This is a genomic window from Pseudomonas sp. 05N36 (assembly GCF_056397385.1).
The window spans coordinates 169,576-188,611 of sequence record NZ_JBFTNH010000006.1 but is presented as its reverse complement, the minus strand read 5'-3'; the positions used below and the strand labels follow the sequence as shown (position 1 = coordinate 188,611).

Sequence of the window (19,036 nt, the reverse complement as noted above, 5' to 3'; positions counted from 1 at the left end):
GAGCAACCCGTGCCTGTTACGCCCTGGCGAGGAGGCGATCCAAGTCGCAACCCCATAACAAAGTGTCGCCTGACAACCGCAACCGGCCCCCGCGGACCGGTCGCTTGTCGCAGTCAAACCACCTGCAACATCTCGCAAAAAACCTTAGCCGGTATTCCGTAAACCGGCGGCAATCCCCGCCACAGACACCAGCAACGCTTGCTCCACCGGGCTGCCCTGCACCACATCTGGCTGTCGCGAGCGCGCCAGGAGTTCAGCCTGCAATAGATGTAGCGGATCGAGGTAGGTGTTGCGCAAACGGATGAACTCCAGGGTGTCAGGGCTATGTGCCAGCAGCTGCGACTGACCGGTCAAGCCAAGGACCACAGAGCACGCCTGCGACAATAGGTCGCGTAAATGCACCCCCAAAGGTAGCAAATCAGGCGCAACCAATCGCTCGTCGTAGGACTGGGCGATGTCCGCGTCAGCCTTGGCCAGCACCATCTCCAGCATGTCGATGCGCGTGCGGAAGAACGGCCACTGCTCACGCATCTGCGCCAGCAACTCACCCTCACCGCGCGCCAAGGCGTTGCTCAACGCCGCTTCCCAGCCGAGCCAGGCCGGCAGCATCAGGCGGGTCTGGGTCCAGCCGAAGATCCACGGAATCGCCCGCAGGCTTTCGATCCCGCCGGCACGACGTTTGGCCGGACGGCTGCCGAGCGGCAAGCGCCCCAGTTCCTGCTCGGGGGTGGATTGACGGAAATACTCGACGAACTGCGGATTCTCCCGCACCACGGCGCGATAAGCGCTGACGCCATCGGCCGCCAATTCGTCCATCAGGCCGCGCCATGCCGGTTCCGGCGGTGGCGGCGGCAACAGCGTTGCTTCGAGCACTGCGGCCAGATACAGGTTGAGGTTTTGCTCGGCGATGTCCGGCAGGCCGAATTTGAACCGAATCATTTCCCCTTGCTCGGTGGTACGGAAACGCCCGGCCACCGACCCCGGTGGCTGCGACAGAATCGCCGCGTGGGCCGGGCCACCGCCACGGCCCACGGTGCCGCCGCGACCATGGAACAACAGCAGTTCAACTTGTTGCTCGCGGCAGATATCCACCAGGCGCTCCTGCGCCCGGTACTGAGCCCAGGCCGCCGCCGTGGTGCCGGCGTCCTTGGCCGAGTCGGAATAGCCGATCATCACTTCCTGCGGGCCCTGCAACCGCGAGCGGTAACCCGGCAGCAGCAACAGTTTCTCGATCACCGGGCCGGCGTTGTCGAGGTCAGCCAGGGTTTCGAACAGCGGCACGACGCGCATGGGTCGCAACACGCCAGATTCTTTGAGCAGCAGCTGCACGGCGAGCACGTCCGACGCGGCGCCTGCCATGGAGATCACATACGAGCCGAGCGACGCCGCCGGTGCCGCGGCGATTTCACGACACGTCGCCAGGACTTCGGCGGTGTCGGCCGAAGGTTTGAAATACGCCGGCAGGAGTGGCCGACGATTGTTCAGCTCGCCCATCAGGAAGCTGATGCGCGCTTCCTCGTCCCAGTCTTCATAGCGACCGAGCCCGAGGTAGTCGGTGATTTCAGTCATCGCCGACGCATGCCGCGACGAGTCCTGGCGCACGTCGAGTCGCACCAGGAACAGGCCGAACGTCACCGCCCGACGCAGGCAATCGAGCAACGGGCCGTCGGCGATCACGCCCATGCCGCATTCATGCAGCGACTGATAGCACAGCTCCAGAGGGTCCAGCAGCTCGCGGTTATTCTGCAGCACATCGGCCGGTGCCGGGGTGCTCGCGGTCAAGGATGCCTGCGCCCAGTTACGGGTCGCGCGCAGGCGTTCACGCAGCTGTTTAAGCACTGCACGGTAAGGTTCGGCGCTGTCCCCGACCTTGGCCCGCAACGCGGTACTGGCCTGCTGCATCGACAAATCAGCGGCCAGATGATCGACATCACGCAAGTACAAATCAGCCGCCATCCAGCGCGCCAGCAACAAGACCTCACGGGTCACCTCGGCGGTGACGTTCGGGTTGCCATCGCGGTCGCCGCCCATCCACGAGGCAAAGCGAATCGGCGCCGCCTCCAGCGGCAAGCGCAGACMGGTGGCCGCGTGCAGGGCCTGGTCGGCCTTGCGCAGGTAGTTGGGAATCGCCTGCCACAGCGAATGCTCGATCACCGCAAAGCCCCACTTGGCTTCATCGACCGGGGTTGGCCGGGTGCGGCGGATTTCTTCGGTGTGCCAGGCTTCGGCGATCAGGCGCTGCAAGGTCGATTTGATCTGCTCGCGCTCGGCACCGGTCAGGTCGCGGTGATCCTGCGCCGCCAGTTGTGCGGCGATGGCGTCGTATTTCTGGATCAAGGTCCGGCGGGCGACTTCAGTCGGGTGTGCCGTCAGCACCAGTTCGATTTCCAACCGTCCCAATTGCCGCGCCAGCGCGTCGCTGCCATGCCCTTCAGCCCGCAGGCGGGCGAGCAGTTCGGGCAGCACCCGCGCCTCGAACGGTGCCGGTCGGGACTCTTCGCGGCGGTGAATCAACTGATATTGCTCGGCGATGTTCGCCAGGTTCAGGAACTGGTTGAACGCTCGCGCCACTGGCAGCAGTTCATCTTCAGTCAACTGGTTGAGGCTGGCACGCAGTTCAGCGTCCGTCGAGCCACGACGGTCAGCCTTGGCACCCTTGCGGATCAGCTCGATCTTGTCGAGAAAGCCATCCCCGTACTGCTCACGAATGGTGTTGCCCAACAACTCACCCAGCAGGTGAACATCCTCGCGCAAGCGTGCATCGATATCAGTCATCAGCAGTTCTCCAGCGAATGGCGGTCGACTCCAAGAGTGCCGTCCACAGCGGGTTCTTACAAGTCAGACGACAAATCGACGGTAAACCCCGAAGGTTGGGGCTAGTCTGAAGAATAAGCCGTACAAAGGCTTGCCACCGGCCACGGCCGGACACTCATCTCCCCTGCCACCAGCAGGTGCCTATTGAGGTCATTATGAAAATCCGTGAGCTAGCCCAGCATTGGGAAGAAACCGCCAAAGGCCGTTTGACCAAGACCGGCTACACCATTCACCTGGACGTCGAAGCCGCGGCGCGGTTGGCGGCGCTTATCGAGATGTACCCCAAACGCCACCCCGAAGAACTGCTGGGCGAACTGATCGGGGCCGCCCTGGAAGAACTCGAAGCGAGTTTCCCCTACATCAAGGGTCAGCATGTGGTCGCAACCGATGAGGAAGGCGACCCGCTCTATGAAGACGTTGGCCCGACACCGCGTTTTCTCGAATTGTCGCGGCGCCATTTGCACGATTTATCAGCGCAGAACGGCAAGCAAAAACACTGAGGAGCTGTGGCGAGGGAGCTTGCTCCCGCCGGGACCCGCAGCAGTCGTAACTCGACTGAGGTGGTCTATCTGAAACAACGAGGTGAGAGCTTTCAGGCCTGCTTCGCAGGCTAGCGGGAGCAAGCTCCCTCGCCACAAAGGTTCACGTCGCAGGGATTACTGTTCGAGCTGCGGCGTTTCCTGCCCCATGCAACGCACGGCCTTCTTCTTGTTGTTGACCAGCACGCCGGTCAGGCCTTTCTGTTCGGTGTCGAACAGCACCAGCACGCCATCGACACACTGGGCGACTTGCGCGGCCGGCTCCAGGGAGACTTTGTAGTCTTCGCCCGGCACGGTCTTGAGCATGGTGAAATCGTTCAGCAGCAGTGCGTCTTCCGGTTTGGCGAAGTGCAGGTAGCCGTAGTACCACAAGGCCCCGACCGTGCCGAGGATGCTGCAGATACCGGTGATGATCAGTGGGATGGCGTTACGTTCTTCACTCATTGCGGACTCTCTGGAGGTTCAACTTCTGAATTCGGGGGTGCCGGGTAATTGGGCGTTTCGCCCAGGCGGCGCAGACCGTTGAAGTGCTGCGGGTCATCGAGGTAACGCAGCATGACGGTGCGCCAGATCGGGACGCTGAAGGTCTGCACATGCCCGCCTCGGGTCAATTGCAGAACCCTGGGCGCGGGCGCAGCTTGATACAGTCGGATGCCATTGGAAAGAGGCACGAGCGGATCGTCGATACTGTGGAAGATCAATTTTGGCACGCCATTGACCTGCGGCATGGCGTAGATCGCGCTGTCGGCGTCCGGCACCAGCCAGGACAACGGCACCTGAAACGGCCAGGTCATCCACGACGAACTCAGTGCAAACCGCCCGACATCCCGGTAACTGGCCGGCACGCTGTCGAGGACCAGCGCCTTGAGCCGGGGCTGACGCTCGGGGTGTTCAGCCAGGTAATGCACGACCAGCGCACCGCCAAGGCTCTGGCCCAGAACGATCAACGGTTTGCCGTGGACTTCTGGCGCCTCGTCCAGCCATTTGAATGCAGCGTCGATGTCCTGATAGATCGCCGGAAGGCCGGGTTTACCCTGCGACAGCCCATAGCCGCGATAGTCCACCAACAGCACCTGGTAACCCTGCTTCGGTAGCCACCAACTGGCCCCCAGATGCCCGGCGAGGTTTCCACCATTGCCGTGCAAGTGCAGCACTGTGCCCTTGACCGCTACGCCTTTTTTGGCCGGCAGCCACCAACCATTGAGTTTCACGCCGTCAGCGGTGGTCAAGGTGACGTCACGGTATTCAAGCCCGGCTTTTTGCGGGGTAAACGGCAGACCGGGATCGGGGTAGAACAGCAAGGAGCTGCAACCGCCGAGGGTCAGGAGAAGGCAAAGGACGCCGAGGATTTTCATCCGTTGAAACCCGCAATGAAGGTGAAGAATTGCGCTGCCATTCAGATCACCAGGATCGCGGTCTGCGGCTGCTCGCAGGGAATCACATTCCAGCTTAGCTGCTGCCGCGGGCTGCGAATTCTTGCATTCGGTTTTCCGAACGCGACCCGTCAGTCGATTCGGTTAACCGGATTATCGAGTCCTGAATCCACCCCTATAAAAATTAAATATTTTTTAAAATCAATAAGTTAGCTGATGAATTTCGGACTGGCACGACTCATGCTCTACAACTTGGTAAGAATGTCTGATGTGCCAACACTTCAGGAGCCGTCAAGGCATTCCGCAGTACAAAAGGGCCGATAAACCGGCTCCATATAAAAACAATGTAGAGGAAAATTTGATGCGCATCGTTCCCCATATCCTGGGCGCAGCCATTGCGGCCGCTCTGATCAGCACGCCAGTTTTCGCCGCCGAACTCACCGGCACCCTGAAAAAGATCAAAGAGTCCGGCACCATTACCCTGGGGCATCGCGACGCTTCTATTCCGTTTTCCTACATTGCAGATGCTTCCGGTGTACCGGTCGGCTACTCCCACGATATTCAGCTGAAAATCGTCGAAGCCATCAAGAAAGACCTGGATATGCCAGACCTGAAGGTCAAGTACAACCTGGTCACCTCGCAAACCCGTATTCCACTGGTTCAAAACGGCACTGTAGACGTCGAGTGCGGTTCCACCACCAACAACACCGAGCGTCAGCAACAAGTTGATTTCTCCGTTGGCATCTTCGAAATCGGCACCAAGCTGCTGTCGAAAAAAGACTCGACCTACAAAGACTTCGCCGACCTCAAGGGCAAGAACGTCGTGACCACCGCCGGCACCACGTCCGAGCGCATTCTGAAGTCGATGAACGCCGACAAGCAGATGGGCATGAACGTCATCTCCGCCAAAGACCATGGCGAATCCTTCCAGATGCTGGAATCGGGTCGTGCTGTCGCCTTCATGATGGACGACGCCTTGCTGGCCGGTGAAATGGCCAAGGCCAAGAATCCGAATGATTGGGCCGTGACCGGTACTGCCCAGTCCTATGAAATCTACGGCTGCATGGTCCGCAAGGGCGACGCGCCGTTCAAGAAGGCTGTAGACGACGCCATCGTCGCGACCTACAAGTCCGGCGATATCAACAAGATCTACGCAAAGTGGTTCACTCAGCCAATCCCGCCAAAAAACCTGAACCTGATGTTCCCGATGAGCGACGAGCTCAAGGCCCTGATCGCCAACCCGACCGACAAAGCGGCTGAAGAAAAGAAATCCTGATTTCTGACTGACCCACCTCCTGACAGGGCCTGCGCCCTTTCAGGAGGCTGTCACTACCCGCTGGCACCTTCTGGAAACACTCGAACCGGTGGTTGTCGAGCCGATCGCGTGTGCCTGATCGTCGAGATCGGAGGGAACGGAGTTTCCCCAGGCGGGCACTTGTACATCGATTGATCTGAGGGGAGACCCTAATGAATTACAACTGGGATTGGGGCGTGTTCTTCAAGTCCACCGGCGTGGGCAGCGAGACCTATCTCGACTGGTTCATCACGGGATTGGGCTGGACCATCGCCATCGCCATCGTGGCCTGGATCATCGCCTTGACGCTGGGCTCGGTGCTCGGCGTCATGCGTACCGTACCGAATCGCCTGGTATCGGGTATCGCCACCTGCTATGTGGAACTCTTTCGTAACGTACCGCTGCTGGTTCAGCTGTTCATCTGGTACTTCCTGGTGCCCGACCTGTTGCCGCAAAACCTGCAGGACTGGTACAAGCAGGACCTGAACCCGACCACTTCGGCCTACCTGAGCGTCGTCGTGTGCCTGGGCCTGTTCACCGCCGCCCGGGTGTGCGAGCAAGTGCGCACGGGTATCCAGGCGCTGCCGCGTGGCCAGGAATCGGCCGCCCGCGCCATGGGCTTCAAGCTGCCGCAAATCTACTGGAATGTGCTGCTGCCCCAAGCCTACCGGATCGTCATTCCGCCGCTGACCTCGGAATTTCTCAACGTCTTCAAGAACTCCTCCGTCGCCTCCTTGATCGGCCTGATGGAGCTGCTCGCACAGACCAAACAGACCGCGGAGTTCTCCGCCAACCTGTTCGAAGCCTTCACCCTGGCGACCCTGATCTACTTCACCCTGAACATGAGCCTGATGCTGCTGATGCGTATGGTCGAGAAGAAAGTTGCGGTGCCCGGCCTGATTTCCGTGGGGGGTAAATAATGGATCTTGATTTCAGTGGCGTCGTCCAGGCCGTCCCCGGCATGTGGAACGGCATGGTCATGACCCTGCAACTGACGGCACTCGGCGTCGTCGGCGGGATTATCCTCGGCACTCTCCTGGCGCTGATGCGCTTGTCCCACAGCAAGCTGCTGTCGAACATTGCCGGCGCTTACGTGAACTACTTCCGCTCGATCCCGCTGCTGCTGGTGATCACCTGGTTCTACCTGGCGGTACCGTTCGTGCTGCGCTGGATCACCGGCGAGGACACGCCGATCGGTGCGTTCACCTCGTGCATCGTGGCCTTCATGATGTTCGAAGCGGCGTACTTCTGCGAAATCGTCCGGGCCGGCGTGCAGTCGATTCCCAAGGGACAGATGGGTGCAGCCAAGGCGTTGGGCATGGGCTACGGCCAGATGATGCGCCTGATCATCCTGCCGCAAGCGTTTCGCAAGATGACCCCGCTGTTGCTGCAACAAAGCATCATCCTGTTTCAGGACACCTCGCTGGTCTACACGGTCGGCCTGGTGGACTTCCTCAATGCTACGCGGGCCAGTGGCGACATCATCGGCCGCGCCAATGAGTTCCTGATCATCGCAGGTCTCGTGTACTTCACAATCAGCTTTGCCGCCTCACGGCTGGTCAAGCGTCTGCAAAAAAGGTTTGCCGTATGATTTCTATCAAGAATGTCAACAAGTGGTATGGCGACTTCCAGGTACTGACTGATTGCAGCACCGAGGTCAAAAAAGGCGAAGTGATTGTGGTGTGCGGGCCGTCCGGCTCCGGTAAATCCACCCTGATCAAATGCGTCAACGCCCTGGAACCGTTCCAGAAAGGCGACGTGGTGGTCGATGGCACCTCCATCGCCGACCCGAAGACCGACCTGCCGAAACTGCGCTCGCGCGTTGGCATGGTGTTCCAGCATTTCGAACTGTTTCCGCACCTGAGCATCACCGAAAACCTGACCATCGCGCAGATCAAGGTGTTGGGCCGCAGCAAGGAAGAGGCCACCAAAAAGGGCCTGCAACTGCTTGAGCGCGTCGGTCTTTCGGCTCACGCCCACAAGCACCCGGGCCAGCTCTCCGGTGGTCAGCAACAGCGTGTGGCGATTGCCCGTGCACTGGCGATGGACCCGATCGTCATGCTGTTCGACGAACCGACCTCGGCGCTCGACCCGGAAATGGTCAATGAAGTGCTCGACGTGATGGTGCAACTGGCCAACGAAGGCATGACCATGATGTGCGTCACCCACGAAATGGGCTTCGCCCGTAAAGTGGCGGACCGGGTGATCTTCATGGATCAGGGCAAAATCATCGAAGACTGCAAGAAGGAAGAGTTCTTCGGCGACATCAACGCCCGCTCGGACCGCGCGCAGCACTTCCTCGACAAGATTCTGCAGCACTAACAACAGCACCGCTCCACCCTGTGGGAGCGGGCTTGCTCGCGAAGAGGCCATCAGCTTCAACATCAATGTTGGCTGACACACCGCTTTCGCGAGCAAGCCCGCTCCCACACTGGATCGGTGTTGATGTGGAAATTTGTGTTGTGGTTGACCCAAGGCATCTGTGATGAAATGCGACTCCACTCTCTATCGCGCAGCGCCGCCATCACTTGCCGTGAAACCCCGTCTGATTCGCCAACTGTTCCTGCCACCGCTGGTCATCTTGCTGATGGTCGGGCTGGGTTATGTCGGCTTCTGGGTCAGCGAGCACTACGGCATTCGCAGCCTCAGCGAGAACGGTCAGCGTCAGCTGGAACTGCACGCCCGCGCGGTCGAAAGCGAGATCAACAAATACACCTACCTGCCCAGCCTGCTGGAACTCGAATCGAGTGTTTCAGAGCTGCTGGCCGACCCTACGCCCGAGCACCGGCAAGCGGTCAACAATTACCTCGAAGGCCTGAACCGGCGCAGCCGCAGTCGGGCAATCTATGTGATGGACACCACCGGTCGGGTACTGGCCACCAGTAACTGGCGCGATGTCGACAGCTACCTCGGCGAAGACCTGTCCTTCCGTGCGTATTTCCAGAATGCCGTACGCGGTCAGCCCGGTCGTTTCTACGGCATCGGCAGCACCAACGGCGAGCCCGGCTACTACCTGGCCCATGGCCTGGAAGAGCAAGGCAAGATCATCGGCGTCGCAGTGGTCAAAGTCCGCCTCGAAGCCATGGAAGAACGCTGGCAGCGTGCACGCCTGGAAGCCTTCGTCAGCGACGAGAATGGCATCATCATCCTGTCCAGCGACCCGGCGCGGCGGCTCAAATCGGTTCGCCCGCTCAGCGACGACACCAAGGAACGCCTGGCCCGCAGCCTGCAATATTACTGGTACCCGCTCAACGAACTGGAACCGCTGGCCCGCGAGCGGCTGTCCGAAGGCGTGGAGAAAATCACCTTCCCGGCCAACGCCGAGCTGGTCTCGGATGAACAGGAAATCAGTTACCTGTCGCAGACCCGCGCCTTGAGCGATACACCGTGGAATTTCACCCTGCTCACACCGCTCGGCGATTTGCGTCGGGAAGCGATCAACCAGGGCATCCTGGTCGCTGTGGCCTTCGCACTGGTGGCGTTCCTGCTGATTGCCTGGAACGAACGGCGCAAAGTCATCGCCACCCGCCTCGCCGCCCGTGAGGCGCTGCAAGAAGCCAACAATCAGCTCGAACGCAGGATTACCGAACGCACTACCGACCTGCGGGCCAGCAACGAGCGCCTGAAAAGCCAGATCCGCGAACGTCGCCAGGCCGAAGAAACGTTGCGCCGGGCCCAGGACGAACTGGTACAGGCCGGCAAACTGGCGGCCATCGGCCAGATGTCCACCAGCATTGCCCACGAATTGAACCAGCCGCTGGCCGCGTTGCGCACCTTGTCCGGCAATACCGTGCGCTTTCTCGAGCGCGGTCAGCTGGACATCGCCAGTGCCAACCTGAAAACCATCAACGATCTGATCGACCGCATGGGCCGGATCACCGCCAGCCTGCGCTCCTTTGCCCGGCGCGGCGACGACCAGGGCCAGGCCAGCCTCGGCAAAGCGGTAGATGCCGCCTTGCAACTGCTCGGTGCACGCCTTGAAAGCGCTCGCTTGCTGTTGCACCGCGAGTTCAGCGACGTACAAGTACAGATCGACCAGACCCGCCTGGAACAGATCCTGGTCAACCTGATCGGCAACGCGCTGGACGCCATGCAAGCGCAGCCATTGCCCGAGCTATGGCTGGAAGGTGAGGTTGTCGACGGCAAATACCGCCTGCGCGTCCGCGATAACGGCCACGGTATCGACACCGAAGCCCGCAAGCATTTGTTCGAGCCTTTCTTTACCACCAAACCCGGCGAACAGGGCCTGGGCCTTGGCCTGACCCTGTCCGCGAGTCTGGCGGCCGCCACCGGCGGTCACCTCGGCGTCGAGCACCCGGTCAGTGGTGGTACCGCTTTCGTCCTCAGCTTACCGTTGGTAAGCCCCCTTCCCGCCGAGCCGATATGAACAACGACCTTAGTGTGCTGATCGTCGAAGACGATCCCCATGTCCTGCTCGGTTGCCAGCAGGCCCTGGCCCTGGAAGACATCCCCTGCGAAGGTGTTGGCAGCGCTGAAGAGGCCCTGGCGCGGGTCGGCGACGACTTTGCCGGGATTGTCATCAGCGACATTCGCCTGCCGGGCATCGATGGCCTGGAACTGCTGAACCGCCTCAAGGCCCGTGACCGTAGCCTGCCGGTGGTGCTGATCACCGGCCATGGCGACATCTCGATGGCGGTTGGCGCGATGCAAAAAGGCGCCTACGACTTCATGGAGAAACCGTTCTCCCCCGAACGCCTGGTCGACGTCGCACGCCGCGCCCTGGAGCAACGCAGCCTCGCCCGCGAAGTGACCTCACTGCGCCGGCAACTGGCCGAGCGTGATTCCCTTGAGGGCCGGATCATCGGGCGCTCGCCCGCCATGCAGCACCTGCGCGAGCTGATCGCCAACGTCGCCGACACCTCGGCCAACGTGTTGATCGAAGGCGAGACCGGTACCGGTAAAGAACTGGTCGCGCGTTGCCTGCACGACTTCAGCCGCCGTCAGTCGCAGCAATTCGTCGCGCTGAACTGCGGTGGCCTGCCGGAAAACCTGTTCGAAAGCGAAATCTTCGGTCACGAAGCGAATGCCTTTACCGGCGCTGGAAAACGCCGGATCGGCAAGATCGAACACGCCCACGGCGGCACGTTGTTCCTCGATGAAGTGGAAAGCATGCCGCTGCCGCTGCAAATCAAACTGCTGCGGGTATTGCAGGAGCGCACGCTGGAGCGGCTCGGCTCGAACCAGAGCGTTGCGGTCGACTGCCGGGTGATCGCGGCAACCAAGTCCGACCTCGACGACTTAAGCCGCGCCGGTCAGTTTCGCAGCGACCTGTATTACCGCTTGAACGTAGTGACGCTGGAATTGCCGCCGCTGCGTGAGCGCCGCGAAGACATCCTGCAATTGTTCGAACACTTCTTGCAGCAATCGTCCCTGCGCTTTGACCGTGCGCTGCCTGAACTGGACAACCAGACCCTGTCGAACCTGATGAGCCACGACTGGCCCGGCAACGTGCGCGAACTGCGCAACGTCGCCGAGCGATTTGCCCTGGGTTTGCCGGCCTTCAAGAAATCCGGCAGCGGTGGCGCCGCCCAAGGCCTGGCGTTCTCCGAAGCGGTGGAAGCCTTCGAACGCAACCTGCTCAACGATGCCTTGCAGCGCAGCGGCGGCAACCTGACCCAGGCCAGCCTGGAACTGGGCATGGCCAAGACCACGCTGTTCGACAAAGTCAAAAAATACGGCCTGAGCCACTAACCCGCTGCGAGAGTTCCCGTGGATCTACTGTTGAAAGCTACACTGGGCGCCGCGGTGGTGGTGATCCTCGCCTTCCTCGCCAAAACCAGAAACTATTACATCGCAGGCTTGGTGCCGCTGTTTCCGACCTTTGCCCTGATTGCCCATTACATCGTCGGTAAGGGCCGCTCGCTGGACGATCTGAAGACCACCATCGTGTTTGGCATGTGGTCGATCATTCCGTACTTCGTTTATCTGGCAACCTTGTACGTGATGGTCGATCGCCTTCGCCTGGAGGCTTCGCTGGCGGTGGCGGCGCTTGCGTGGCTGATGGCGGCGACGGTGTTGGTTTCCGTTTGGGTCCGCGTTCACGCCTGACTGCCTTTCAGGGCTTCAGATCGATCCCCTCACCCGGTCATTCAAACCCGACGCTGGCCCGTCCCTTGCATTTAACCCCTAAAGCCCGCCCGGCCTGCGCTCGCGATCGACCGCGCCGGCTTTGGAGGGGCGCTGCCATGGGTAAAAATACGTTTTGAATATCTTGGACCTCGACCACAGCCTGACAGCCCAGGCGCCGATTGCCCGCCTGCTGGAAAGCGGGCGCGCCAAGCGTCTGGACCTGCTCGATCTGGGCCCCAAACTGCGTTTGTGGTCCAGCGAGAAAAACTATCGACGCTTTTCCGAACGCCTGCGCGAACGGCCCCGCCATACGGGGCCGCAGCCGGAAATCTTCTTTATAGGTTCCGGTGACTACCACCACCTGACTCCGGCTTTTCTCGCCGAAATTACCGAGCCAGTCAGCCTGATTCATTTCGACAACCATCCCGACTGGGTGCGTTTCGCGCCGCGTCGGCATTGCGGTTCATGGGTCAACCGGGCACTGAAGCTGCCGAACATCAAACGCATCGTCACCCTCGGACCGTGCAGTGATGACCTGCATAACCCGCAACTGCGTGGCGGCAACCTCGGCGCGCTGAAGCGTGGCGACTTGCAGCTGTTCCCCTGGCAGCATCCGCCGTCCCAGGTCTGGGGTTTCATCGGCGATGGTGCCGGGCATCAACAGCGGGAAAACCTGTTGCACTGGCGTAACCTGGCCGACCTCGACTGGCCGGTGTTTCTCCAGCAACTGATCGAGAGCCTGCCGACCGAAGCGGTGTGGATTACCATCGACAAGGATGTGCTGGCCAGTGAAGACGCCGCGACCAACTGGGATCAGGGTGGCATGCGGCTGACGCACTTGCTGCAGGCCCTGCGCATGCTGGCCGCGAGCAAGAGAATCCTCGGCATCGATGTCTGCGGCGAGTTCGCCCAACCAGCCTTCAGCAACGCGCTCAAGCGTTGGGAAGCCAAATCCGACCAGCCGTCCCCCGAGCGCTGGAGCGAAGACGATCTGCTGCGAAATGCGGCAACCAACCAGGCGCTGATCAGCCTGTTCGAGGAGTTATTCCCGTGACCTTGACCGTGGTGTTACTGGTGGCGTTTTCGATAGTTCTGGACGTCATCGGCCAGCTTTGTTTCAAGCTGGGCCTGGACCGTTTACCGGAGCTCGAAGGCGGCTTTCGACTGAATGCATTCTGGGGCCAGGTGTTCAACGCGCCGTTGCTCTGGTGCGGGATCGGCGCCTACGCCATCGAGTTCTTTGTCTGGCTCGAAGCCCTGTCCCGCGCACCGCTGAGCCTGTTGTTTCCGTCTGCGGCATTGGCTTATTGCGGCGTGGTACTGGCCGGTAAAGTCGTGTTGGGTGAAACCGTCAGCCGCCGGCGCTGGCTTGGCACCCTGGTGATTACGGCGGGCGTGATGCTCGTGTGTGTCGCCCATGCCTGAAGCTCAATCGATGATGGAAAGGAACAGCACTATGGGTTGGTTGCACGGACGTCTGGGCACTGTGGTGCTCTGGATGCTGCTGATCGGTTTTGAAAGTGGCGGTCAGATCGCCACCAAAGTCGGTGGCGATCAACTGGGGCAGATGGACTTCAACCTTAAATGGCTGGCGGCCGTGGCCGGTAATCCTGGGGTGCTGACGGCCATCGCTTGCTACATCGGGGCGTTTTTCGTCTGGATGTTGATCCTGCGGCGCAGCAGCCTGTCGCTGGCGTTTCCGCTGAGTTCGCTGGTGTTTGTCGGCGTGCTGCTCGGCTCGTGGCTCGGCCTCGGTGAGCAAATCAGCCTGCTGCACTGGCTGGGCGTGGCAGTGATCATGGGCGGGATAGCGTTGCTGGCAGAAGGCGAAGAAACCTGAGAACAACGCATTTCCCTGTGGCGAGGGAGCTTGCTCCCGCTCGAGTGCGAAGCGCTCGCAATCCGACCACCCAGGTGTGTCTGACCCTCAAGGTTTCAGGGCCGCTTCGCGGCCCAGCGGGAGCAAGCTCCCTCGCCACAATCAGCGTTTCGGCTGGTGGGCCGTCAGAAAGCCCAGTCCGTGTGACACCGGGATCACCTTCACACCCGCTGCACGTTGCTGCTCGGCAATTTCGCGGTGGAATGCCTTGACCTGGGTCCAGTGCATTTTCGGCCGGTAATGGTGCTCGGCGTGGTAGCCGTTGTTCATCCAGATCAGGTTGTAAAGCACGCTGTAGCTGCTCACGCCCCAGGCGATCGGCAAGTCCGGATTGCCGCCAAAATGCTCGTAATACCCATTGAGCGACGACAGTGCCTGGCCCAGATACCAGAACGGCAGCAACAGCAACACGGCATGCCAGTCATAGAACGCCAGCGCCACATACGCCGCCACCGTCACATAGATCTCGACCTTGACCCAGCGCGCATCGCTCGGCCGCTTGCGCTGCATTTCTTCGTAGAACGGCTTGGGATCATCGCGGAAAAAGCTGAGAAAGGTATACGACCAGGGGTTCTCGGGTTGGTCATCCTTGCCACGCAGGTAGATCGACAGCGGATCGACGGTTTTTCCGTGTGCGTCCGGCAGGTCTGAATTACCACGATGATGGCGATTGTGGATGTCGCGGTAGAGGGTCTGCGAGAAACCGATGGTGACCGACAACAACAGATCGAACGCCCGATTCATCCAGCCAAGGGTGAAGTACGGGTTGTGGATCTGGTTGTGGGAAATGCTGTTGATGCTCCACGACAGGCTGACGGCATAGACCAGCGCCAGCGGCACAATGGCCCACCACGACAGGTCATGGAAGGCCTGCACCAACCACAGCACAAACGCCAGATGAGCCACACCCAGCGCAATCGGGACCAGATCCCACAGCGAATAGGCAAGGAAACGATACACGGGACGAGCCATGAAGCACTCCTGAGAAATTGAGTTCTCCACAGCTATTGCAAACAGCAGACCAAACTTACCGTAGCTGGCGTAGCCTGCTGCTACAGGGGATGGTCAATTGAATTTGTAGCTGATCGCCGCCTGTACTTCGCCCTGGTTCACGCGGCCTTCTTGCTTGACGATAGTGCTGTCCGCCGCGGAATTGGTCAGGTGCTTCCAGGTGGCACTGGTCACCAGCGACCACTTTGCGGCCAGCGGGAACTCGAAGTTCTGGGTCAACGCGACATTCTGCATGCCGCCACTGGCCTTGTACGGACGGAACTCCGAATCCCGGGCGTCTTTCGCGGAAACACCAAAGAACGTCTGAGTCTGCTGGCGATCGGCAAAACTGGCGCTCAATTCGCTACTGCCAATGATCCCCAGCCCCAGTGGATAACCCACTTCCCCGCCCACCCGACCGAGCACACCACCCTGGCCGCGATTAGCCCCCACGGTATGGCCGACGAAAGCGAAAATGCGCCAGAAATCAGCCGGGCTGTACTGAACGAAACCACCGGCCTCGCCCATGGCCGACACATTGTGCAGGCCCCGCAGCGTGCCATTGGAGTTGCGGCCCGGAATGTAGTTGATAAACGGCCCGGCACTGAAACCATTGGTTTTCAAGGCGCTCCAGGTCAAACCGTCGTCGGTGCTGAGGCTGACATCGCCCCAGTCCAGATCGAAGTAAGGTACCGGCACGGTTTCATAACGGCTACCCGTGGGGTCATAGGGCTGATTGCTCATGCCGAGACCCGCCTCGCCGGTTATCCCGGCCGCCTGCGCGGTGGCGCAAAAGCCGCCAAGGCACAGCAGGCTGGCCAGCAGTGCGCAAATTTTCCTGAACATAAAACAATTCCTTATCAGTACAGGCGCGCATCAACTCCCAGGTCGATTTTGCTGCGCAAGCACTCATGTTGTTTGTAGCAACCTACAAAAATTGTAGCTTCGCGGACATATTTCCCGCACAGCATACCTCAGAGCCCCAGCCTATAGGGTCAGAAACAACTTGGCACAATCCCTGCTCTACCCCGTTGCAAGCGCATCAGCGCGCCCCTGCCCCAATAGGTAATGCAGATGATTGATTGGCATATCGTGTGTGATTTCGACGGGACCATCACCCGAACCGACGTCATCGACAGCATTCTCCAACGTTTCGCCGACCCGAGCTGGGAAGCGATCGAGGACGAGTGGCTGAGCGGTGCTATCGGTTCGCGTGAATGCCTCAGCCGCCAGCTTTCGCTGGTCAAGGCAACTCCAGATGAACTGCTCGGGTTCTTCGACAGCGTCGAAATCGATGCCGACTTCCCGGACTTTGTCGACCACGTGGTCGGCCTGGGTGCTTCCATCGAAGTCGTCAGCGACGGTATCGAACAAGGTATCGCGCGGATTCTGGCGCGCAACTACGTCAGCCTCCTGCCGATCCTCGCCAACCGCCTGCGCCAGGTCGACAACAACAGCTGGCGCATCGACTTCCCGTATTCGAGCGACGCTTGCCGTGCGGCTTCCGGCAACTGCAAATGCAAATCCACACCCAGCAGCAAACGCGTGCTGGTGATTGGTGACGGCCAGTCCGACATGTGCGTGGCGTCCACCGCCGACTTCGTATTTGCCAAGGACCGCCTGGCCGAACATTGCGAACGCAATGGCATCGCCTACGCCCGCTTCGACAGCTTCGCCGAACTTCCGGCCCTGCTGGCCAAACTGCCGGCCGGCAGCGCAGCCAACGCCACTGAATTCGCGCTTGAAGCCTCTTCTGAACTCTCGCTACAAAATCAGGAACTCTTCCACCATGTCTGATATCCGAATTGCTACACCAGAAGACCAGGTTCTTCTGGAAAAAGAAGCCAAGTATTGCTCGTACGGCGACACCGTTCACTACATCGAACCACCGCGCATTTTCAGCCGTTGCGAAGGCTCGTACGTGTGGGACACCAGCGACCAGGCTTACCTCGACCTGCAAATGTGGTACTCGGCGGTCAACTTCGGTTACGCCAACCCGCGCCTGAACAACGCCCTGAAACAACAGATCGACACCCTGCCGCAAATCGCCAGCCAGTACCTGCACAAAGGCAAGATCGAGCTGTCGGAAATGATCGCGGTCGACGCCAAGAACAAGTTCGGCCTCGACGGCCGCGTGCACTTCAACGTCGGCGGTTCGCAGTCCATCGAAGACTCGTTGAAAGTCGTGCGTAACGCCACCAACGGCAAGAGCCTGATGTTTGCCTTCGAAGGCGGCTACCACGGTCGTACCCTCGGCGCCTCGTCGATCACCTCGAGCTACCGCTACCGTCGCCGCTACGGTCACTTCGGTGAGCGCGCCAACTTCATCCCGTTCCCGTACCACTTCCGTGGCCCGAAAGGCATGACCAAGGAAGAATACGGCAGCCATTGCGTGCAGCAGTTCGCCCGCCTGTTCGAAACCGAATACAACGGCGTGTGGGACCCTAAAGTCGGCCAGAGCGAATACGCAGCCTTCTACGTCGAGCCGATCCAGGGCACCGGCGGCTACGTGATTCCGCCAATGAACTTCTACAGCGAACTCAAGCAAGTGCTGGATCAGCACGGCATTCTGATGGTCGTCGACGAAATCCAGATGGGTTTCTGGCGTACCGGCAAGCTGTGGTCGATCGAACACTTCGACGTCAAGCCGGACGTGATCGTCTTCGGTAAGGCGCTGACCAACGGCCTCAACCCACTGGGCGGCATCTGGGCTCGCGAAGAGCTGATCAACCCGAAGGTGTTCCCGCCAGGTTCGACTCACTCCACCTTCGCCTCCAACCCGCTGGGTACTGCGGTCGGTCTGGAAATGTTCAAGATGACCCACGAAGTCGACTACGGCTCGATGGTCATGGCCAAGGGCAAGTACTTCCTCGAAGGCCTGCAAGAGCTGCAGAAACGCTTCCCGATCATCGGCGACGTCGACGGCCTGGGCCTGGCCCTGCGCTGCGAAATCTGCACCACTGACGGCTTCACCCCGGACAAGGCGACCCTGGACTACATGGTCGAGGAAGGCATGAAGGGCGATATGGTGGTTGACGGTCAGAAACTGGGTCTGATCCTCGACGTGGGCGGCTACTACAAGAACGTGATCACCCTGGCCCCGTCGCTGGAAATCAGCTACGCGGAAATCGACCTGGGCCTGAAACTGCTCGAGCAATTGCTGAACCGGGCCATGAAACGATGAACCAAACAGAGATCGATCTCGGCGAAGGTAGTACCGGTTTCGTTCTCGGCAGTGGCGAGGTCGCGGTGTTGTTGATCCACGGCCTGACCGGCACCCCGACGGAGTTGCGTCGGGTTGCCATTGGCCTGGCCAAATCGGGTTGCACGGTGTACGTGCCAACCCTGGCCGGGCACTGCGGTGACAATGCCGACCTGCAAGCCACCGGCTGGCAGGACTGGTACGAAGGTGTACGCAAGACATTCGTGGGCATTCGCCAGAAGCACGAACAGGTGTTCGTCGGCGGTCTGTCCATGGGCGCGGTCATGTCCATGTATGTTGCCTCCGAGCATCCAGGACAGGTCGCCGGCCTGCTGATGTATTCAACCACCCTGCGCTACGACGGCTGGAGCATCCACAAACTGGCGTTCCTGACGCCTTTGTTGATGAAGATTCCGTTCGGCGTGCACATCTGCAGCTTCGAAGAGAAGCCACCTTATGGCATCAAGAACGAGCGCCTGCGGGCAATCGTCGAACGTCAGATGAAGGACGGCGAAAGCAGCAATGCCGGTCTGTTGACCATGGAAGGCGTCACCGTGCGCGAATTGCACCGGATGAATGCCGTGGTCAAGAAACGCATGCCGTCGATCAAGACGCCGGCCCTGGTGCTGCACTCCATCGAAGACGACATCACCAGCCGCTGGAACGCCGATTACGTCGAACGCCATCTCGGCGGCCCGGTCACCAAGATCCTGCTGGACAACTGCTATCACATGATCACAGTTGACCTGGAATACCGCCGTGTCGTGGACCTGAGCGCGGACTTTGTCCATCAGCTCTCCATAAAGCCCGGCGAGCGTGAAGAGTATCGACAACTGGCGTAGCTTAAGGACAAGA

19 protein-coding genes are annotated in these 19,036 nt (G+C 60.2%); 14 read left to right on the top strand and 5 right to left on the bottom strand.

Going from position 1 to position 19,036, the window contains the following annotated elements; translation table 11 throughout:
* Positions 1-144: 144 nt before the first annotated feature.
* On the bottom strand, positions 145-2,775 hold the full coding sequence (gene ppc / locus AC1DIH_RS11130) for a phosphoenolpyruvate carboxylase (RefSeq protein WP_477771714.1): 2,631 nt from the start codon (positions 2,773-2,775) through the stop codon (positions 145-147).
* A gap of 194 nt (positions 2,776-2,969) precedes the next feature.
* Here ppc and AC1DIH_RS11125 point away from each other — a divergent pair, with 194 nt between their 5' ends.
* A complete protein-coding gene (locus AC1DIH_RS11125; RefSeq protein WP_477771713.1) occupies positions 2,970-3,314 on the top strand; it encodes a pilin assembly protein in 345 nt (114 codons plus the stop codon).
* 156 nt (positions 3,315-3,470) lie between these two features.
* Here the strand turns inward: AC1DIH_RS11125 and AC1DIH_RS11120 are convergent, their stop codons facing one another.
* On the bottom strand, positions 3,471-3,797 hold the full coding sequence (locus AC1DIH_RS11120) for a PA3694 family proteiin (protein ID WP_427533443.1): 327 nt from the start codon (positions 3,795-3,797) through the stop codon (positions 3,471-3,473).
* On the bottom strand, positions 3,794-4,708 hold the full coding sequence (locus AC1DIH_RS11115; protein WP_477771712.1) for an alpha/beta hydrolase: 915 nt from the start codon (positions 4,706-4,708) through the stop codon (positions 3,794-3,796). Before AC1DIH_RS11115 ends, AC1DIH_RS11120 begins: the two co-directional genes overlap by 4 nt.
* A gap of 379 nt (positions 4,709-5,087) precedes the next feature.
* Between AC1DIH_RS11115 and AC1DIH_RS11110 the strand changes: the two genes are divergently transcribed.
* From AC1DIH_RS11110 to AC1DIH_RS11065, 10 genes are all read left to right on the top strand, one after another.
* Positions 5,088-6,002: a glutamate/aspartate ABC transporter substrate-binding protein gene (locus tag AC1DIH_RS11110; RefSeq protein ID WP_477771711.1), complete on the top strand. Its 915-nt coding sequence runs from the start codon at positions 5,088-5,090 to the stop codon at positions 6,000-6,002.
* Between the two features lie 191 nt (positions 6,003-6,193).
* Complete coding sequence (locus AC1DIH_RS11105) at positions 6,194-6,940, top strand: amino acid ABC transporter permease (protein ID WP_123582358.1); 747 nt, start codon at positions 6,194-6,196, stop codon at positions 6,938-6,940.
* Positions 6,940-7,611, top strand: a complete 672-nt coding sequence (locus AC1DIH_RS11100) for an amino acid ABC transporter permease (RefSeq protein ID WP_477771710.1) — start codon at positions 6,940-6,942, stop codon at positions 7,609-7,611. The genes AC1DIH_RS11105 and AC1DIH_RS11100 overlap by 1 nt, the downstream gene beginning before the upstream one ends.
* A complete protein-coding gene (locus AC1DIH_RS11095) occupies positions 7,608-8,342 on the top strand; it encodes an amino acid ABC transporter ATP-binding protein (RefSeq protein WP_477771709.1) in 735 nt (244 codons plus the stop codon). The genes AC1DIH_RS11100 and AC1DIH_RS11095 overlap by 4 nt, the downstream gene beginning before the upstream one ends.
* A 163-nt stretch (positions 8,343-8,505) precedes the next feature.
* Positions 8,506-10,407: a two-component sensor histidine kinase AauS gene (gene aauS / locus AC1DIH_RS11090; protein WP_477771708.1), complete on the top strand. Its 1,902-nt coding sequence runs from the start codon at positions 8,506-8,508 to the stop codon at positions 10,405-10,407.
* Positions 10,404-11,732: a two-component response regulator AauR gene (gene aauR, locus AC1DIH_RS11085; RefSeq protein ID WP_477771707.1), complete on the top strand. Its 1,329-nt coding sequence runs from the start codon at positions 10,404-10,406 to the stop codon at positions 11,730-11,732. The genes aauS and aauR overlap by 4 nt, the downstream gene beginning before the upstream one ends.
* 27 nt (positions 11,733-11,759) lie before the next feature.
* Complete coding sequence (locus AC1DIH_RS11080) at positions 11,760-12,089, top strand: GlpM family protein (RefSeq protein ID WP_427533459.1); 330 nt, start codon at positions 11,760-11,762, stop codon at positions 12,087-12,089.
* Positions 12,090-12,243: 154 nt separating this feature from the next.
* Positions 12,244-13,164 carry an arginase family protein gene (locus AC1DIH_RS11075; RefSeq protein ID WP_103315545.1) on the top strand — a complete coding sequence of 307 codons (921 nt, stop codon included), beginning with the start codon at positions 12,244-12,246 and terminating at the stop codon, positions 13,162-13,164.
* Positions 13,161-13,535, top strand: coding sequence for a DMT family transporter (locus AC1DIH_RS11070; RefSeq protein WP_103315546.1), 375 nt, complete (start codon positions 13,161-13,163; stop codon positions 13,533-13,535). Before AC1DIH_RS11075 ends, AC1DIH_RS11070 begins: the two co-directional genes overlap by 4 nt.
* Positions 13,536-13,545: 10 nt before the next feature.
* Positions 13,546-13,950 (top strand): DMT family transporter, encoded by a 405-nt coding sequence (locus AC1DIH_RS11065; protein ID WP_477771745.1) that lies wholly within the window; start codon positions 13,546-13,548, stop codon positions 13,948-13,950.
* A 141-nt stretch (positions 13,951-14,091) separates the two neighbouring features.
* Here AC1DIH_RS11065 and AC1DIH_RS11060 read toward each other — a convergent pair whose 3' ends face one another.
* Together AC1DIH_RS11060 and AC1DIH_RS11055 are read right to left on the bottom strand one after the other, a co-directional pair.
* Positions 14,092-14,961: a fatty acid desaturase family protein gene (locus AC1DIH_RS11060; protein WP_477771706.1), complete on the bottom strand. Its 870-nt coding sequence runs from the start codon at positions 14,959-14,961 to the stop codon at positions 14,092-14,094.
* A gap of 93 nt (positions 14,962-15,054) precedes the next feature.
* Entirely contained in the window at positions 15,055-15,825 is a 771-nt protein-coding gene (locus AC1DIH_RS11055) for a MipA/OmpV family protein (protein WP_477771705.1), read from the bottom strand.
* A 228-nt stretch (positions 15,826-16,053) separates the two neighbouring features.
* On the opposite strand from AC1DIH_RS11055, the gene AC1DIH_RS11050 reads away from it, so the two are divergent.
* Genes AC1DIH_RS11050 through AC1DIH_RS11040 form a run of 3 tightly spaced genes read left to right on the top strand, consistent with a single transcriptional unit; the run spans position 16,054 to position 19,023 of the window.
* Positions 16,054-16,776, top strand: a complete 723-nt coding sequence (locus AC1DIH_RS11050; protein ID WP_427533430.1) for an MtnX-like HAD-IB family phosphatase — start codon at positions 16,054-16,056, stop codon at positions 16,774-16,776.
* Positions 16,769-18,163: an aspartate aminotransferase family protein gene (locus AC1DIH_RS11045; RefSeq protein ID WP_477771704.1), complete on the top strand. Its 1,395-nt coding sequence runs from the start codon at positions 16,769-16,771 to the stop codon at positions 18,161-18,163. The genes AC1DIH_RS11050 and AC1DIH_RS11045 overlap by 8 nt, the downstream gene beginning before the upstream one ends.
* A complete protein-coding gene (locus AC1DIH_RS11040; protein ID WP_429539338.1) occupies positions 18,160-19,023 on the top strand; it encodes an alpha/beta hydrolase in 864 nt (287 codons plus the stop codon). Before AC1DIH_RS11045 ends, AC1DIH_RS11040 begins: the two co-directional genes overlap by 4 nt.
* The last annotated feature ends 13 nt before the right edge of the window (positions 19,024-19,036 follow it).

What these genes read in the sequence shown, in the direction of transcription:
- AC1DIH_RS11100 (WP_477771710.1), top strand. Translation starts at nt 6,940, where the DNA reads ATGGATCTTGATTTCAGTGGCGTCGTCCAGGCCGTCCCCGGCATGTGG.
- AC1DIH_RS11060 (WP_477771706.1), bottom strand. Translation starts at nt 14,961, where the DNA reads ATGGCTCGTCCCGTGTATCGTTTCCTTGCCTATTCGCTGTGGGATCTG.
- AC1DIH_RS11045 (WP_477771704.1), top strand. Translation starts at nt 16,769, where the DNA reads ATGTCTGATATCCGAATTGCTACACCAGAAGACCAGGTTCTTCTGGAA.
- AC1DIH_RS11095 (WP_477771709.1), top strand. Translation starts at nt 7,608, where the DNA reads ATGATTTCTATCAAGAATGTCAACAAGTGGTATGGCGACTTCCAGGTA.
- AC1DIH_RS11065 (WP_477771745.1), top strand. Translation starts at nt 13,546, where the DNA reads ATGATGGAAAGGAACAGCACTATGGGTTGGTTGCACGGACGTCTGGGC.
- aauR (WP_477771707.1), top strand. Translation starts at nt 10,404, where the DNA reads ATGAACAACGACCTTAGTGTGCTGATCGTCGAAGACGATCCCCATGTC.
- AC1DIH_RS11040 (WP_429539338.1), top strand. Translation starts at nt 18,160, where the DNA reads ATGAACCAAACAGAGATCGATCTCGGCGAAGGTAGTACCGGTTTCGTT.
- AC1DIH_RS11125 (WP_477771713.1), top strand. Translation starts at nt 2,970, where the DNA reads ATGAAAATCCGTGAGCTAGCCCAGCATTGGGAAGAAACCGCCAAAGGC.
- AC1DIH_RS11105 (WP_123582358.1), top strand. Translation starts at nt 6,194, where the DNA reads ATGAATTACAACTGGGATTGGGGCGTGTTCTTCAAGTCCACCGGCGTG.
- aauS (WP_477771708.1), top strand. Translation starts at nt 8,506, where the DNA reads ATGAAATGCGACTCCACTCTCTATCGCGCAGCGCCGCCATCACTTGCC.
- AC1DIH_RS11120 (WP_427533443.1), bottom strand. Translation starts at nt 3,797, where the DNA reads ATGAGTGAAGAACGTAACGCCATCCCACTGATCATCACCGGTATCTGC.
- AC1DIH_RS11055 (WP_477771705.1), bottom strand. Translation starts at nt 15,825, where the DNA reads ATGTTCAGGAAAATTTGCGCACTGCTGGCCAGCCTGCTGTGCCTTGGC.
- AC1DIH_RS11110 (WP_477771711.1), top strand. Translation starts at nt 5,088, where the DNA reads ATGCGCATCGTTCCCCATATCCTGGGCGCAGCCATTGCGGCCGCTCTG.
- AC1DIH_RS11050 (WP_427533430.1), top strand. Translation starts at nt 16,054, where the DNA reads ATGATTGATTGGCATATCGTGTGTGATTTCGACGGGACCATCACCCGA.
- AC1DIH_RS11115 (WP_477771712.1), bottom strand. Translation starts at nt 4,708, where the DNA reads ATGAAAATCCTCGGCGTCCTTTGCCTTCTCCTGACCCTCGGCGGTTGC.